The 14,063-nt window shown below is 63.8% G+C and carries 11 protein-coding genes; 4 read left to right on the top strand and 7 right to left on the bottom strand.

Features of this window, described 5'->3' with window-relative positions:
* Nucleotides 1–2: 2 nt before the first annotated feature.
* From AC1TQG_RS19220 to metH, 3 genes are all read right to left on the bottom strand, one after another.
* Entirely contained in the window at nucleotides 3–1,736 is a 1,734-nt protein-coding gene (locus AC1TQG_RS19220) for an HNH endonuclease signature motif containing protein (protein WP_482139428.1), read from the bottom strand.
* A 90-nt stretch (nucleotides 1,737–1,826) separates the two neighbouring features.
* Nucleotides 1,827–3,035 carry an acyl-CoA dehydrogenase family protein gene (locus AC1TQG_RS19215; RefSeq protein ID WP_482139427.1) on the bottom strand — a complete coding sequence of 403 codons (1,209 nt, stop codon included), beginning with the start codon at nucleotides 3,033–3,035 and terminating at the stop codon, nucleotides 1,827–1,829.
* Nucleotides 3,036–3,102: 67 nt separating this feature from the next.
* Complete coding sequence (metH, locus tag AC1TQG_RS19210) at nucleotides 3,103–6,681, bottom strand: methionine synthase (protein WP_482139426.1); 3,579 nt, start codon at nucleotides 6,679–6,681, stop codon at nucleotides 3,103–3,105.
* A gap of 51 nt (nucleotides 6,682–6,732) precedes the next feature.
* Here metH and AC1TQG_RS19205 point away from each other — a divergent pair, with 51 nt between their 5' ends.
* From AC1TQG_RS19205 to AC1TQG_RS19190, 4 genes are all read left to right on the top strand, one after another.
* Nucleotides 6,733–7,614 (top strand): PAC2 family protein, encoded by an 882-nt coding sequence (locus AC1TQG_RS19205; RefSeq protein ID WP_482139425.1) that lies wholly within the window; start codon nucleotides 6,733–6,735, stop codon nucleotides 7,612–7,614.
* A gap of 93 nt (nucleotides 7,615–7,707) precedes the next feature.
* The gene (locus AC1TQG_RS19200; protein ID WP_482139424.1) at nucleotides 7,708–8,055 is read left to right on the top strand and encodes a molybdopterin oxidoreductase; all 348 of its coding nucleotides are present in this window, start codon (nucleotides 7,708–7,710) and stop codon (nucleotides 8,053–8,055) included.
* Entirely contained in the window at nucleotides 8,055–10,547 is a 2,493-nt protein-coding gene (gene nirB, locus AC1TQG_RS19195) for a nitrite reductase large subunit NirB (protein WP_482139423.1), read from the top strand. Before AC1TQG_RS19200 ends, nirB begins: the two co-directional genes overlap by 1 nt.
* A 35-nt stretch (nucleotides 10,548–10,582) precedes the next feature.
* A complete protein-coding gene (locus tag AC1TQG_RS19190; RefSeq protein WP_482139922.1) occupies nucleotides 10,583–10,906 on the top strand; it encodes a Rieske (2Fe-2S) protein in 324 nt (107 codons plus the stop codon).
* Nucleotides 10,907–10,922: 16 nt separating this feature from the next.
* Here the strand turns inward: AC1TQG_RS19190 and AC1TQG_RS19185 are convergent, their stop codons facing one another.
* The 4 genes from AC1TQG_RS19185 to AC1TQG_RS19170 are packed head-to-tail and all read right to left on the bottom strand — an operon-like array spanning nucleotide 10,923 to nucleotide 14,061.
* A complete protein-coding gene (locus AC1TQG_RS19185) occupies nucleotides 10,923–11,231 on the bottom strand; it encodes a hypothetical protein (protein WP_482139422.1) in 309 nt (102 codons plus the stop codon).
* Between the two features lie 11 nt (nucleotides 11,232–11,242).
* Complete coding sequence (gene mshC, locus AC1TQG_RS19180) at nucleotides 11,243–12,493, bottom strand: cysteine--1-D-myo-inosityl 2-amino-2-deoxy-alpha-D-glucopyranoside ligase (RefSeq protein ID WP_482139421.1); 1,251 nt, start codon at nucleotides 12,491–12,493, stop codon at nucleotides 11,243–11,245.
* Between the two features lie 57 nt (nucleotides 12,494–12,550).
* Entirely contained in the window at nucleotides 12,551–13,390 is an 840-nt protein-coding gene (locus AC1TQG_RS19175; protein ID WP_482139420.1) for an SCO1664 family protein, read from the bottom strand.
* Nucleotides 13,387–14,061 carry a DUF3090 domain-containing protein gene (locus AC1TQG_RS19170; RefSeq protein ID WP_482139419.1) on the bottom strand — a complete coding sequence of 225 codons (675 nt, stop codon included), beginning with the start codon at nucleotides 14,059–14,061 and terminating at the stop codon, nucleotides 13,387–13,389. Before AC1TQG_RS19170 ends, AC1TQG_RS19175 begins: the two co-directional genes overlap by 4 nt.
* Nucleotides 14,062–14,063 lie beyond the last annotated feature (2 nt).

The raw sequence follows: 14,063 nt of genomic DNA, 5'->3' as shown, positions 1-14,063 counted from the left end.
TGTCAGTAGGTCGGTGGTGGGCTGTTTCGTCCGTGTTCTTCGCGGATCTTCCGGGTGAGTTGCTCCTGTAGTTCGCGTTGGCGGCGGTTGGCCAGTCGTTCTTGTTGGCGGCGTGCATGTTTGGCAGCGGTGCGTGGTTGTGTTCTCGGCGGTGCTGCCGATTGTGGTCGGCTGGGTGAGCCGCGTTGGTTGTCGAAGACGATCAGCCTCAGCGTCGGGAACAAGTCGTCGCCGGTCCAGGCCGGTCCGTGGTAGTGACGCCCTTCCGGTGTGGTGAAGATCAGCCGCGACCGACCGGTCTTCGGATCCGGGTACTGGTCGTCGAGCCAGTCAGAGTAGGTCTTCATCAGGTGATGAAAACGGCACAGCGTCTTCATCTCTGAAGGATGAGTGCAGCCACCAGCCTCGGGATGGTCGTGGTTGTATTCGTGGGTGTGGTCGAGGTCGGCGCCCCAGGCTTTGTGATTGCAGCCCGGCCACATGCAGTAGACGTCGCGGATGCGGATGTAACTGTCGAGGACCACCGACGGCCGATACTTGTCACCGGGTTGGGTCGCCGGCAGTGGAACCACTTGTGCGAACGGTGCTTCGGTCGCGTCTGCAGCGTCGGGGAACTCACCCAGCGACGGGTTTTCGGGTGCCCGCATGTAGACAGTGCCCCGTTCGGGCTTGGGTTCCGGCGGCGGCTCTGATTGCGGCTCTGGTCCTGATTGTTCCGGTTCAGGTGTGGAAGGTTTCTGTCCTGGTGCGGTTTTGTTGCCCAAAGGGCGCCTGATGGCTCTCGGGCGGCCGGCGAGCTCACGGACGTGATCGCCGGAGATCACCCCATGTCCGTCAAGGAACCCGGGGTTGGTGGCGGTGCCGTCGACGGTGGCCTGATCGGTGATCACATGCAGCACGATTTTCACGTCGATCCCGGAGATCACCTGATCAGCTGGGACCGTGACGATCTCAGCCGTGCAGGGATGTTTCGGATCATCAGGGCACTGGCAGTAGAACTCTTTTCCCATCACCGTTGCGAACAAGGCATCGGCCATCCGGTCAGATTTGCGGCGGGGATCGGCTTTACACGTGGACATGGCCAGCTTCTCCAGCCGTGCCATGATCATCGTCATCTCTTCAGCGGTGCCGTGCGCATCGAGGGTCGCCATCCCGTGCTCGGCGGGTGTACCCCACACACCACGGTTCTTCTTCGCATCTTCACGGTTGTTACGGACCAGATCCGGATCGCGGCGGAAGATGGTGGCATCGACCATGTCCCGGATCCGGCTTCTCGACCAGGAACCACGCCTACCCAGATGTTCGGCGATCTCCTTGTCGATCTCGGCCATGTACTCCGAGCCCTCGATCAGATCGGTCCGGGAGATGATATCCGGGATGTACTGGGCGTGAACGTCTCCGACTTTGAGCAACGCGTTGACTTCGGGTAGTCGGTCGCGCAGCGCCAGTCCGCGGTTGATCTGCAGTTCGGCGGCTTGTTGGGTGATGCCCTGTGCCGCAGAAAACCTCGCTGCACATTGCGCAAAGGGATCCACCGCACACAACTCGGCGTCGGTGCCAGCCGACGGCTGCACCGTCAGTTTGTGCAGCGCTGCCGCGGCCGCGTATTTGTGCCACGCCGTCCGACTTTCCTGCGCCGCTACGAGTTCGGCGTTGCGCACCAACTCGTTCTCGCGCAGCAGCATGGGAGGACCGATTTGCAGTGTCCCATCAGCGGATTCATCACCTTCGAACATGCATTTGAGTCTAAAGGAGAGGTGTGACACAAAAGTTTCGCTGCAACGACCGGCGCTATCAATAGAAACATCACGCGATTTTGGAGACAACTAGCGGTTGCCTGCACTCCAGGCATAGGGCAGTTCGGTGCCGTTGAGGACGTGGTCACCGATGGCGCGGGTCTTGAAGATGGTCGGATTGTGGACCGCGATGGTGCGGGCGTTTCGCCAATGTCGGTCTAGGCGTAGCTGTTCCGAGGTGATCGACGCGCCGCCGACCTCGAAGAGTTCGTTGGTCGCCCGGAGCACGATGTCGACCGAAGTGACCTGCGCCTGCGACGCGGCGAGTTCGGCGCGATCGAGTTGCTCCGGGGTGACACCGCTACCGGCGGCCAGGACCTCGTCGAGGATGTCCGCGACAGCCAGAGCAGAGGTGCGTGCGGTGAACGCAGCGGCGGACAACTTGCCGATCACCTGCTGAACCAGTGGATCCTCGCGGGGAAGATCCGCTGCCGCATGGGTATACGAGCGGGTGCGGTTGCGAACCCACTCGGCAGTGTCCGAGGTGGCACGCTGCGCGATGCCGGCAAGTCCGGCCAGATGCACCAACTGCAAGTAGGAGGTTCCGTAGGTCTTGCCGGCGCCACCGTAGCCCGGACCCAGGATTCGTTGCGGGGCGACAACGACGTTGTTGAATTCAGTGGTGCCGCTGGCGGTCAGGCGTTGTCCGAAACCGTCCCAGTCGTCGTGCTGGGTTACGCCCTCGGCGTCGGCGTCCACCAGGACCGATACCCGCTCGCCGTCGTCGTCGGCCGCCACCAGGATGTAGTTCGAGTAGAGCGAGCCGGTGCTGTAGTACTTGGTGCCGTTCAGAATCCACTTGCCGTCCCGCTGGGTCAATCGGGTCTGATACCGGTCCACCGCGCCGACACCGGGTTCGGTGATGGCGTTGCCGACCAGGATGCCACCGGCCACCGCACGCAGCCAGGTATCGCGCTCGACGCTGGGCGGGGCCAGCAGCTGATCCTCGACAAAACTGAAGTGCACCCGAAGTGCCTGCGGCAGATTCGATTCGGCGGCAGCCAGATCGATCAGCAGCCGGAACTGCTGGCGCACAGTGGCTCCGAGGCCACCGAATTGGACCGGTACGCGCAGCGCACCGAGTCCGGCCTCACGCAGCAGATGTACTTCTTCGTGCGCGAGGCGCCGATCGACCTCACGTGCCGTGGCCCCCGCGGCGATCGTCTCGAAGACCGGCCCGAAGCGCTCGTCGAGTTCGGCATCGGTGATGGCACTGGCGGCGGAAACTGTTGAAGTCATGCCACCGAGTGTTGAACACTTCGGACCCGAAAACACCGGTTGCACTCAGCCTGAGTGCAACCGGTACTCAGGTGTTGAAGTACTTCGCTTCCGGGTGATGCAGGACGAACGCGTCGGTTGACTGTTCCGGATGCAGCTGCAGCTCCTCGGAGAGCACCACGCCGATGCGCTCGGGTTCGAGCAGATCCATCATCTTGGCGCGATCTTCCAAGGACGGGCAGGCCCCGTACCCGAACGAGAACCGGGCACCCCGGTATTTGAGGTCGAAGAATTCCAGGGTGTCTTCCGGATCCTCCGACGCCACACTGGTGTCACCGAAGCGCAGTTCCTCGCGGATCCGCCGGTGCCAGAACTCGGCCAATGCCTCGGTGAGCTGGACACCGATGCCGTGGACTTCGAGGTAATCGCGATAAGCGTCCGCCGCGAACAGTTTGTTCGCGAAATCGGCGATCGGCTGACCCATCGTCACCAACTGGAACGGCAACACATCGACCTGGCCGGTTTCGATGGCCTCTTCACGCGAACGAATGAAGTCGGCGATGCACAGGAACCGGCTGCGTTGCTGACGCGGGAACTCGAAACTGTGCCGGATGGGCGCATCGGGACGCGGCTCGGTGAGCACGTGCACCACGTCGCCCTCGCTGACCGCCGGGAAGTACCCGTAGACCACCGCGGCATGTTGCAGGATGTTCTCCGTCGCCAGCCGATCGATCCAGTAACGCAGGCGCGGTTTGCCATCGGATTCGACAAGGTCCTCGTAGCTCGGTCCTTCGCCTGCGCGGGCTCCGCGAAGACCCCACTGCCCCAAGAACAATGCGCGTTCGTCGAGCAATGAGAGGTACTCGGCGACCGGAATGCCCTTGACGATGCGAGAACCCCAGAACGGCGGTGTCGGGACCGGTAGACCGGCCGCAACATCGGATCGTTCCGGGACCACCACCGGTTCGGCTTCGGCCTTGCGCTTTTCGGCGATGCGCTTCGAACGTGCGTGACGTTCCTTGCGCTCGGCCGTCTTCTCCGCCGCCGCGATGGCCTCGGGACTGTTCGGATCGAGACCGCCACCACGCTTGACCAGCATGATGTCGTCCATCAACCGCAGGCCCTCGAAAGCGTCGCGCGCATAGTGCACGTCGCCCTCGTAGGTCTCGCTCAGGTCGTTCTCGACGTAGGAACGGGTCAACGCGGCACCACCGAGGAGCACCGGATACTTCTCCGCGAGACCGCGGCTGTTGAGTTCCTTGAGGTTGTCCTTCATGACCACGGTCGATTTCACCAGCAGCCCGGACATCCCGATGACGTCGGCGTTCTTGTCCTGGGCAACTTCGACAATGGTCGAGATCGGTTGCTTGATACCGATATTGACCACTTCGTAGCCGTTGTTGGACAGGATGATGTCGACGAGGTTCTTGCCGATGTCGTGGACATCGCCCTTGACGGTCGCGAGGACGATCCGGCCCTTGCCGTCTTCCCCGGTCGCCTCCATGTGCGGTTCCAGGTGTGCCACAGCAGTTTTCATGACCTCCGCGGACTGAAGGACGAACGGGAGCTGCATCTGGCCGGAACCGAACAGCTCACCGACGGTCTTCATGCCGGACAGCAGGGTCACGTTGATGATCTCGAGCGGTGGCTTCTGGGTCATCGCCTCGTCGAGATCGTTTTCGAGTCCGGCACGCTCACCGTCGACGATGCGACGCTCGAGGCGTTCGAAGAGCGGCAGCCTGCCGAGTTCTTGCGCACGACTCTCGCGGGCCGACGCCGCCGACACTCCCTCGAAGAGGGCCATCAGCTTCTGCAGCGGGTCGTAGCCCTCACTGCGGCGGTCGTAGATCAGATCGAGCGCGACGTCGCGCTGCTCGTCGGGGATCTTCGACATCGGCAGGATCTTCGACGCGTGCACGATCGCGGTGTCCAGGCCGGCCTGCACACACTCGTGCAGGAACACCGAGTTGAGGACCTGGCGTGCAGCCGGGTTCAGACCGAACGAGATGTTGGAGATACCGAGGGTGAAATGCACCTCCGGGTGGGTCTCCTTGAGGATGCGGATGGCCTCGATCGTCTCGATGCCGTCCTTGCGGACCTCTTCCTGACCCGTCGAGATCGGGAAGGTGAGGGCATCGATGATGATGTCCTCTTCCTTCAGGCCCCAGTTCTCGGTGATGTCGGTGATCAGCCGCTCGGCGATGCGGACTTTCCACTCGGCGGTGCGGGCCTGACCCTCTTCGTCGATGGTGAGGGCGACCACGGCAGCGCCGTGGGTCTTGACCAGCTTCATGATCTTGGTGAAGCGGGAGTCGGGGCCGTCGCCGTCCTCGTAGTTGACCGAGTTGACCGCACACCGGCCACCGAGGTGCTCGAGTCCGGCTTCGATGACCTCGGGCTCGGTCGAGTCGAGCATGATCGGCAGCGTCGACGACGTGGCGAGTCTGCTCGCGAGCGCCGACATGTCGGCGGCACCATCGCGGCCCACGTAGTCGATGTTGAGGTCGAGCATGTGCGCACCGTCGCGGGTCTGGTCCTTGGCGATGTCGAGGCACTTCTGATAGTCCCCTGACAACATGGCGTCTCGGAACGCCTTGGATCCGTTCGAGTTCGTGCGCTCACCGATCATCATGATCGAGGCGTCCTGGGTGAACGGCACCGCGCTGTAAAGCGACGAGACCTCGGCCTCGTGTTCGGGTCTGCGCTCGGCCTTCTGCACACCGGCGACGGCCTCGGCCACCTGCCGGATGTGTTCGGGTGTGGTGCCACAGCAGCCGCCGACGAAGGACAGTCCGAACTCGCTGACGAAACCACTGAGGGCGGCGGCGAGCTCTTCGGGCGTGAGCGGGTACTCGGCGCCATTCGGGCCGAGCTGTGGCAGTCCGGCGTTGGGCATCACTGAGACGGGCACCTGTGCGTGCTTACTCAGGTACCGCAGATGTTCACTCATCTCCGCGGGGCCGGTGGCGCAGTTGAGCCCGATCATGTCGATGCCAAGGGGCTCGAGGGCTGCGAGGGCCGCACCGATCTCCGAACCGAGGAGCATCGTTCCGGTCGTCTCCACGGTGACGTGGGCGATGATCGGAATCCGTCGCTCGAGGTCGGCCATGGCCCGCTGTGATCCGAGGATGGCGGCCTTGACCTGAAGCAGGTCCTGCGACGTCTCGATCAGGATGGCGTCGGCTCCGCCGTCGAGCATGCCGGCGGCACATTCGTAATAGGCGTCGCGAATCGAGGCGAACGTGGTGTGACCCAGGGTGGGCAGCTTGGTGCCGGGACCGACGGAGCCCAGGACGAACCGCGGGGTGCCGTCGGCGCTGGGGCCGACCTCGTCGGCGACCTCACGGGCCAACTTCGTTCCCTTGAACGCGAGTTCGCGGATCCGGTCGCCGATGTCGTAGTCGCCCAGATTCGACATGTTGCAGCCAAAGGTGTTGGTTTCGACCGCATCCGCCCCCGCCTCGAAATAGGCGCGGTGGATCTCGCGGAGCACGTCTGGCCGGGTGGCGTTGAGGATCTCGTTGCAGCCTTCGAGACCGAGGAAATCGTCCAACGTCAGATCCGCGGCCTGCAGCATGGTTCCCATGGCACCGTCACCGATCAAGACGCGTTTACTCATCGCGGTGAGTAATTCCGTATCGAAGGACTGCGGTGTGGCACTGGACATGGTTATCAGGGTAGTTCGCTCTCAATTGGGGTTCGGTCGTAGGCTGGTTCAGTGAACGCCGAGCAGAGCGCAAGCCTCCCACAGTTGCGCCGCCCCACGCTGGTTGCTGCCTTCGAGGGTTGGAACGACGCCGGCGATGCGGCCAGTGGAGCCGTGGAGCACCTGGAACTGGTCTGGGACGCAGTACCGCTCGCCGAGATCGATTCAGACGACTACTACGACTTTCAGGTGAACCGGCCCTCGATCAAGCAGATCGATGGGGTCACCCGAAGGATCGATTGGCCGACCACCTCGATCTCGTACTGTACGCCGCCCGGCTCCGACAGAGATATCGTCCTGTTGCGCGGAATCGAGCCGAACATGCGGTGGCGCGGATTCTGTGCGGAGATCTTGGATATCGCCCGAGAACTCGAGGTCGAGACGGTGGTGATCCTGGCCGCATTGTTGGCCGACACCCCGCACACCCGACCGGTCCCGGTGACCGGTGCCGCGTACAGCGCCGAATCGGCCAAGCAGTTCAAGCTCGAGGAGAGCCGCTACGAGGGTCCGACCGGGATCACCGGCATCCTGCAGGACGCCTGCGTGGCGGCCGGTATCCCGGCCATCTCGTTCTGGGCAGCGGTCCCCCACTATGTGTCGACGCCACCGAATCCGAAGGCCTCGGCAGCACTGCTGAGCCAACTCGAAGAGGTTCTCGACGTCGAGGTTCCGCTCGGCGAGCTGCCGCAGCAGGCCGAGGAGTGGGAGCGCGCGGTCACCGAGATGACCGAGGACGACGACGAAATCTCGGATTACGTCCGCGGACTCGAAGAACGCGGCGATGCCGAGGTCAGTGTCGACGAAACACTCTCGAAGATCGACGGAGACGCACTGGCCGCAGAATTCGAGCGTTACCTGCGCAGACGTGGTCCCGGCGGGAGCTTTGGGGCCTGATCACCGACGTGCTGTGAACGCGGTGAGATCCTGACAATGGACTCGTAACCCCGCTGAAAGTGCTGGTTCATCGGGCTCACGTTTAGTGGCGGCATGTCCAGTACACCGAAGTTCCTGCAGGGTGTCTTCTCTTTCACCGGTAGCGGCCTGACCAAGGCAGCCCCCTTGGATCCGTCACTGACCTACCAGGTCCCGGCCGGTATGACCGTCCAGCCGCTCTACTTCCGTGGCGGCAACAGCTCCGACGAACTCGTCTATGTGACCCTGCTGCGTGATCAGCAGCCCATGCGATGGTTCCCGATGGGCGCCAAATCATCGGTGAACGTGCCGCTGCGTGTGGTCGAGGACGTCGACCCCGACAGTCTTCTCGAGTTGGTGTTCGCCGCACCGGAGGGTTGCACCGGAGAAATCGTCGTCGACTTCGGATTCGTGCAGTTCTGATGTCGGCAGCTCAGCAGCGCCAACGTCTGGTGGTGATCGGCAACGGTATGGCCGGCGCCCGCACCGTCGAGGAGATCCTGCAGCGCGGCGGCGGGTCACAGTTCGAGATCACGATGATCGGCGACGAACCGTACGGCAACTACAACCGGATCATGCTCTCGCACGTCCTGTCCGGTGAGAGTTCGATCGACGACGACGACCTGATGCTCAACCCGATGGCCTGGTACCGGGAAAACGATGTCCGGCTCTACGCCGGCGATCGCGCCGTCGCCGTCGACCGATTCGCCAAGATCGTCACGTGCGAGAGCGGCCGCAGCATCGGTTACGACGTGCTCGTGATCGCCACCGGCAGCAACACTTTCTTCCCCAACATGGACGGCCTGCGCGAGGCCGACGGCAGGCTGGCGCGTGGGGTGTTCGGTTTCCGCACCATCGAAGACACCAACGGCATGTTGCAGATGGCACTGTCCCGCGACGGGATCCGCGCCGTGGTCATCGGAGGCGGCCTGCTCGGACTCGAGGCGGCGTACGGCTTGCGGACCCAGGGCATCGACGTCGACGTGGTGCACTCCCCCGGCCACCTGATGAACCAGCAGCTCGACGAGCGCGGCGGGCGGGTGCTGCGGAACAAGATCGAAGAGCTCGGAGTGGGCGTCTACACCTCCAAGCGGACCACCGCGGTGCTCCGCGCCGAAGACGGTGCCGTCGCCGGCGTCGGGTTCAACGACAACACCAGCCTGCCCGCCGACATGATCGTCGTCACCGCCGGTATCCGGCCCAATGTCGAACTGGCCCGCGCCGCAGGGCTGGTCATCGAACGCGGAATCGTTGTCGACGATCAGATGCGGTGCGAAGACGAGGGCGCAATCTATGCGGTTGGCGAATGCTGTCAGCACCGCGGTGAGGTCTACGGCCTGGTGGCCCCGCTCTGGGAGCAGGCCGGTGTCCTGGCCGATGTCCTGACGGGGTCGAACCCCGATGCGGCGTACCACGGGTCGCGGCTGACGACGAAGCTGAAGGTGGCCGGTGTCGATGTCGCGGCGATGGGTGTCAAGGGACCCGAGCGCGACACCGACGAGTTCGTCCAGTTCTACGAACCGCGCAGTGGCACATACAAGTCGGTGGTCGTCCGGGACAACAAGCTGATCGGTGCGATGCTGCTCGGCGACATCAGCAAGGTCAACTTCCTGACCCAGGCCTTCGACGACAAGGTTGCGCTGCCCGATGAGCGCATCAGCATGCTCTTCGACATGGGTACGCCGAGTGCGCAAACCGGCGCTGCCGAGCTCTCCGACGATGTACAGGTCTGCAACTGCAACGGAGTCACCAAGGGCGACATCGTCGCCTGTGTTCACGCCGGAGCCAAGACGGTCGGCGAAGTGGTGGCGAAGACCAGGGCAGGCAAGGGCTGCGGTTCCTGCAAGGGTCTGGTCGGCGACATCGTGGCCTGCGCGGCGGGAGGCGAATTGGCCGTCGATCCGTCGGCGGATTGGTATGTACCGTCGATCCCGTTGGCCAAACCTGAACTGATGAACCGCATTCGAGAGCTGAACCTGCGGTCGGTGTCGGCGGTGCTCGGCGCACTGTCCCCGGATGGTGACGACGTGACCGCCAAGATGCCGGTGGCATCGCTGCTCCGGATCATCTGGGACGCCGACTGGGAGGACGAACGCGGCGCGCTGTTCATCAACGACCGTGTCCACGCCAATATCCAGCGCGATGGCACCTTCTCGGTGGTCCCGCAAATGAAGGGCGGAGTCACCAACCCCGCGCAGTTGCGCCGAATCGCCGATGTCGCAGACAAATACAACATTCCGATGGTGAAGGTCACCGGCGGCCAGCGCATCGATCTGCTCGGCATCCGCAAAGAAGATCTTCCCAAGGTCTGGGCCGATCTGGACATGCCGTCGGGATACGCCTACGGCAAGAGTTTCCGTACCGTCAAAACCTGTGTCGGCCTGGACTTCTGCCGCTTCGGGCTCGACGACTCGACCGCATTGGGTATCGCAATCGAGGAGAAGTATCAGGGACTGGAAGCCCCAGCGAAACTGAAACTGGCCGTCACCGGATGTCCCCGGAATTGTGCCGAGGCCCTGTGCAAGGACTTCGGCGTGGTCGCGGTCGGTGACGGCCGCTGGGAGATCTACGTCGGCGGCGCGGCCGGTGCGCACATCCGCAAGGGAGACCTGCTCACCACTGCGGTGGGGGTCGACGAGGTTCTGCGGATCTGCGGTGTGTTCATCCAGTACTACCGCGAACAGGCCAAGTGGCTCGAACGCACCTACGCGTGGGTGCCGCGGGTGGGCATCGAGGAGCTGCGGGCAATTCTCATCGACGACCGGGATGGATTGGTGGACGGCTTGTTCGAACGGATCTCCGCATCGGCGGCCGCCTACACCGACCCGTGGAAGGAACGACTCGAACCGAAGTCGCCCGCACAATTCGAACCGTCGCTGCCACTGATCAAGCTCCCCCTGGTGCCGGTTCGATGACGGAGACGAAGCCGGAGACGGAGCTCGACCATACGATGACGACCGAAGCCGAGGTGTCGAATGTGGTTGGTTCGATCACCGATCTGACCGTGGGGGAAGGACGTACCTATGTGGTTGACGGACAACAGGTTGCGGTGTTCCTGATGTCCGACGGATCCGTCCGCGCACTGGGAGCCCGCTGCCCGCACAAGGGCGGTCCGATTGCCGACGGTCAGACCGACGCGACCAAGGTGATGTGCCCACTGCACCAGTACACGTTTTCCTTCGACGACGGCAGCTGCACCAACGGCACCGACATCGAGGCGCTACCGGTCTTTCAAGCGAAGGTTCACGACGGTCAGATCCACATCTGGACCTGACCGCACGCTCGACGGGTCAGGAGATCCGTTCGATCGACACGACAGGTGTTGTGATACGCCAGGTTCGAACGTCCGGGTCTTCGGCGGCCCGGACCCAGAACTGCGCCGACTCCCCTACCCGGCACGACTTCACCCCGAGCAACGGAATGTCCTCGGAATCCCGGCGGAGCTGGCTCACAGCCCAGGCCTCGTCACCGTTGTTGCCAACGCCCGGTGCACGAAGCAAGGTCATCTCACCGAAATCCAGCAGATAGGTCGACGTTCGCGTCGTCACCGCCCACACACCGACAGCTGTATCGGGATCGATCTCTTGAGCTTTGGCCACGATGTGGAACCTTACCCAAGCGGAGCGATGCGCACACCGAGGAGCGCGTCAACCGCGTCCGCCACGTCGGCGGGCGCAGACGACACCGAACCGAGCCCGCCCAACGTGTCGTGGGCCCAGGCGTCAATCGAGACAAGTGCTTTGGGGGTGTCGAGATCGTCGGTCAGATGCTGGCGCAGTCGCTCGATGGTCGGTGCGGCGTCGGGTCCGGACTCGCAGGCGGCAGCTTTGCGCCACAGTTCCAGGCGCGCCACGGCCTCGGCAAGCACCTCATCGGTCCACGGCCGGTCGGTGCGGTAGTGACCGGAGAACAGGCCGAGCCGGATGGCACCGGGATCGACATCGGTGGCGCGCAGCTTGGAGACGAAGACGAGGTTGCCCTTCGACTTCGACATCTTCTCACCGTCGAGCCCGATCATGCCGGTGTGTACGTAGTGCTTTGCGAACCGACGGGCCCCGGTCAGCGCCTCACCGTGGGCTGCGGAGAACTCGTGGTGCGGGAAGATCAGGTCGCTACCGCCGCCCTGGACGTCGAAGCCGGCTCCGATCCGGTTCAAAGCGATTGCCGTGCATTCGATGTGCCAGCCGGGCCTGCCGGGTCCGTGGGGTGACTCCCAGGACGGCTCGCCCTCGCGTGCGGCGCGCCACAGAAGTGCGTCGAGCGGGTTGCGCTTGCCGGGCCGGTCGGGATCGCCGCCGCGTTCGGCGAAGAAGCGCTGCATGGTCGGCAGATCGTAGCCCGACTCATATCCGAATTGTTCGGTCGCGTCGACGCGGAAATAGACGTCGGGGTATTGCTCATCGTCGACGATATAGGCGGCGCCCGAGGCCAGGAGCTTGCCGACGACCTCGACGACCTCGTCGATCGATTCAACTGCACCGATGTAATCGCGCGGCGGCAGCACCCGCAGCGCCGCCATGTCCTCGCGGAACAGGTCGGTCTCACGCGATCCCAGAGCAACCCAGTCGATGCCGTCCCGCTCGGCCCGTTCGAACAACGGGTCGTCGACGTCGGTGATGTTCTGGACGTAGTGCACATCGTGTCCGAGATCGCGCCACACCCGATTGACGAGATCAAACGTGAGGTAGGTGGCGGCGTGCCCGAGATGCGTTGCGTCGTAAGGAGTGATCCCGCACACATACATCGTTGCGGTCTTGCCTGGCACCACCGGACGGATCTGCCGATCCGAAGTGTCAAAGAGCCTCAATGCCGGACCCTGACCGGGTACGACGGGAACGACGGTTTCAGACCACGACTGCATGATGTCCACCTTATGGGCGGACCGCGGACCCGCGCTCTCGGGGCCGACCAGAACAGGTCAGAAAGCGGGCCACGGGATGGGCCGCGACCGATCGGCCTGCGGCATCACCGGTGTTTCGACCAACGTGGCGGTGCGGTTGATGAGTGCTGCCACCTCGGCTGGTGTGATCAATTCGGCGAGTTGATCACGCAGCGGCGAGTCCTCGCTGCGCAACATCTCGAGCAGGCCGGTGACGTCCTCGAGCAGATGCGCCGGGATGGATTCAGCCGCCCAGCCCCACAGGACGGTCCGAAGTTTGTCCTGGGTGTGCATGCAGATGCCGTGGTCGACGCCGTACACCTGGCCGTCGAGGCCTTCCAGGACGTGTCCGCCCTTGCGATCGGCGTTGTTGATGAGGATGTCGAGCACCGCCATTCGCTGCAGCCGTGGATCGTCGGCGTGGACCAGCACCACGTCTTCCCCACGAGAGTCCACCGCGGACAGGATCAGTTTCCATCCCTCGGGCACCAGGTCCGGTGAGCACAGGTCGACCAGGTCGAGGCGGGTCGGCAATCCGTCGGCAGGTTCGGGTGTGTCGATCCACCGCTGCACCATGCCGGGACCGAATGGTCCGTCGCGGAGCAAAGTCATCGGGACCACCGACCAGCCGAGGGCGTCGGAAACCAGATACGACGCCACTTCGCGACCGGCGAGGGTGCCGTCCGGGAAGTCCCAGAGTGGTTGCTCCCCGCGGACCGGCTTGTAAACGCAACGGACCTGCTGATCTCCGACAACGGCGTCGCAGACGAGGGTGGCGTTGCTGGCGTTGCGGATCTGTCCGATCAGTTCGAGTTCGCCGGTGGTCAGGATGAGCGGCACATCGAGAGGCCGGTCGCCGGTCGGCGTTGTCGCTGTCACCGGCCGGACTCGTCACCGGTATCCGGACCGGAGGGGTCGTCGGGATCGTCCTCGTCGAGCATGGTCGGATCGTTGAACAGATCGGGGTCGATGAACTCGAGTGAAGGGCCGAATGTGGCCTCGCGGCGGTACCCGTTGGTCCGGACGCAGATGTGTCCGTCGGAGTCGAGTGGATCGCCGCACAGCGGGCACGGCTCGCGACCGGCGGAGATGACCCGACTCGATCGGGCCGCGAATTCGCGGGCAGCACCGGTGCTGAGGAACACCCGGACCGCGTCGGGGCCCTCTTCGGTGTCGTCGAGGACAACACTCTCGTCGAATTCGCCCTCGGTGATGGCGAGCAACTCGACCACGACCGCCTCGGATTCGGAGTCCCATCCCAGGCCCATGGTGCCCACGCGGAATTCGGCGTCGACGGGCATCAGAAGCGGACTCAGGTCTTCGACGCGTGCCAGTTCTGCAGGCAGCGGTGTCCCGAATCTGCGGTGTACCTCTTCGAGCAGGGCGCCGATGCGGTCGGCGAGTATCTGGACCTGCTGCTTTTCGAGCATGACGCTGATGACACGCGTCTCGTGGATGGCTTGTAGATAGAAGGTCCGGTCACCGGGCTGGCCCACCGTTCCGGCTATGAAACGGTCCGGGCTGCGGAAGACGTGTATCGCTCTGGCCATGG

Source organism: Williamsia sp. Y844 (genome assembly GCF_056786475.1).
The sequence above is the reverse complement of the archived record's forward strand: the minus strand, read 5'-3'. Positions and strand labels throughout refer to the sequence as shown.

Excerpts from the sequence above, each read along its gene's own strand:
- AC1TQG_RS19220 (WP_482139428.1), bottom strand. The coding sequence starts at position 1,736 with ATGTTCGAAGGTGATGAATCCGCTGATGGGACACTGCAAATCGGTCCT.
- AC1TQG_RS19215 (WP_482139427.1), bottom strand. The coding sequence starts at position 3,035 with ATGACTTCAACAGTTTCCGCCGCCAGTGCCATCACCGATGCCGAACTC.
- metH (WP_482139426.1), bottom strand. The coding sequence starts at position 6,681 with ATGTCCAGTGCCACACCGCAGTCCTTCGATACGGAATTACTCACCGCG.
- AC1TQG_RS19200 (WP_482139424.1), top strand. The coding sequence starts at position 7,708 with ATGTCCAGTACACCGAAGTTCCTGCAGGGTGTCTTCTCTTTCACCGGT.
- nirB (WP_482139423.1), top strand. The coding sequence starts at position 8,055 with ATGTCGGCAGCTCAGCAGCGCCAACGTCTGGTGGTGATCGGCAACGGT.
- AC1TQG_RS19190 (WP_482139922.1), top strand. The coding sequence starts at position 10,583 with ATGACGACCGAAGCCGAGGTGTCGAATGTGGTTGGTTCGATCACCGAT.
- mshC (WP_482139421.1), bottom strand. The coding sequence starts at position 12,493 with ATGCAGTCGTGGTCTGAAACCGTCGTTCCCGTCGTACCCGGTCAGGGT.
- AC1TQG_RS19170 (WP_482139419.1), bottom strand. The coding sequence starts at position 14,061 with ATGGCCAGAGCGATACACGTCTTCCGCAGCCCGGACCGTTTCATAGCC.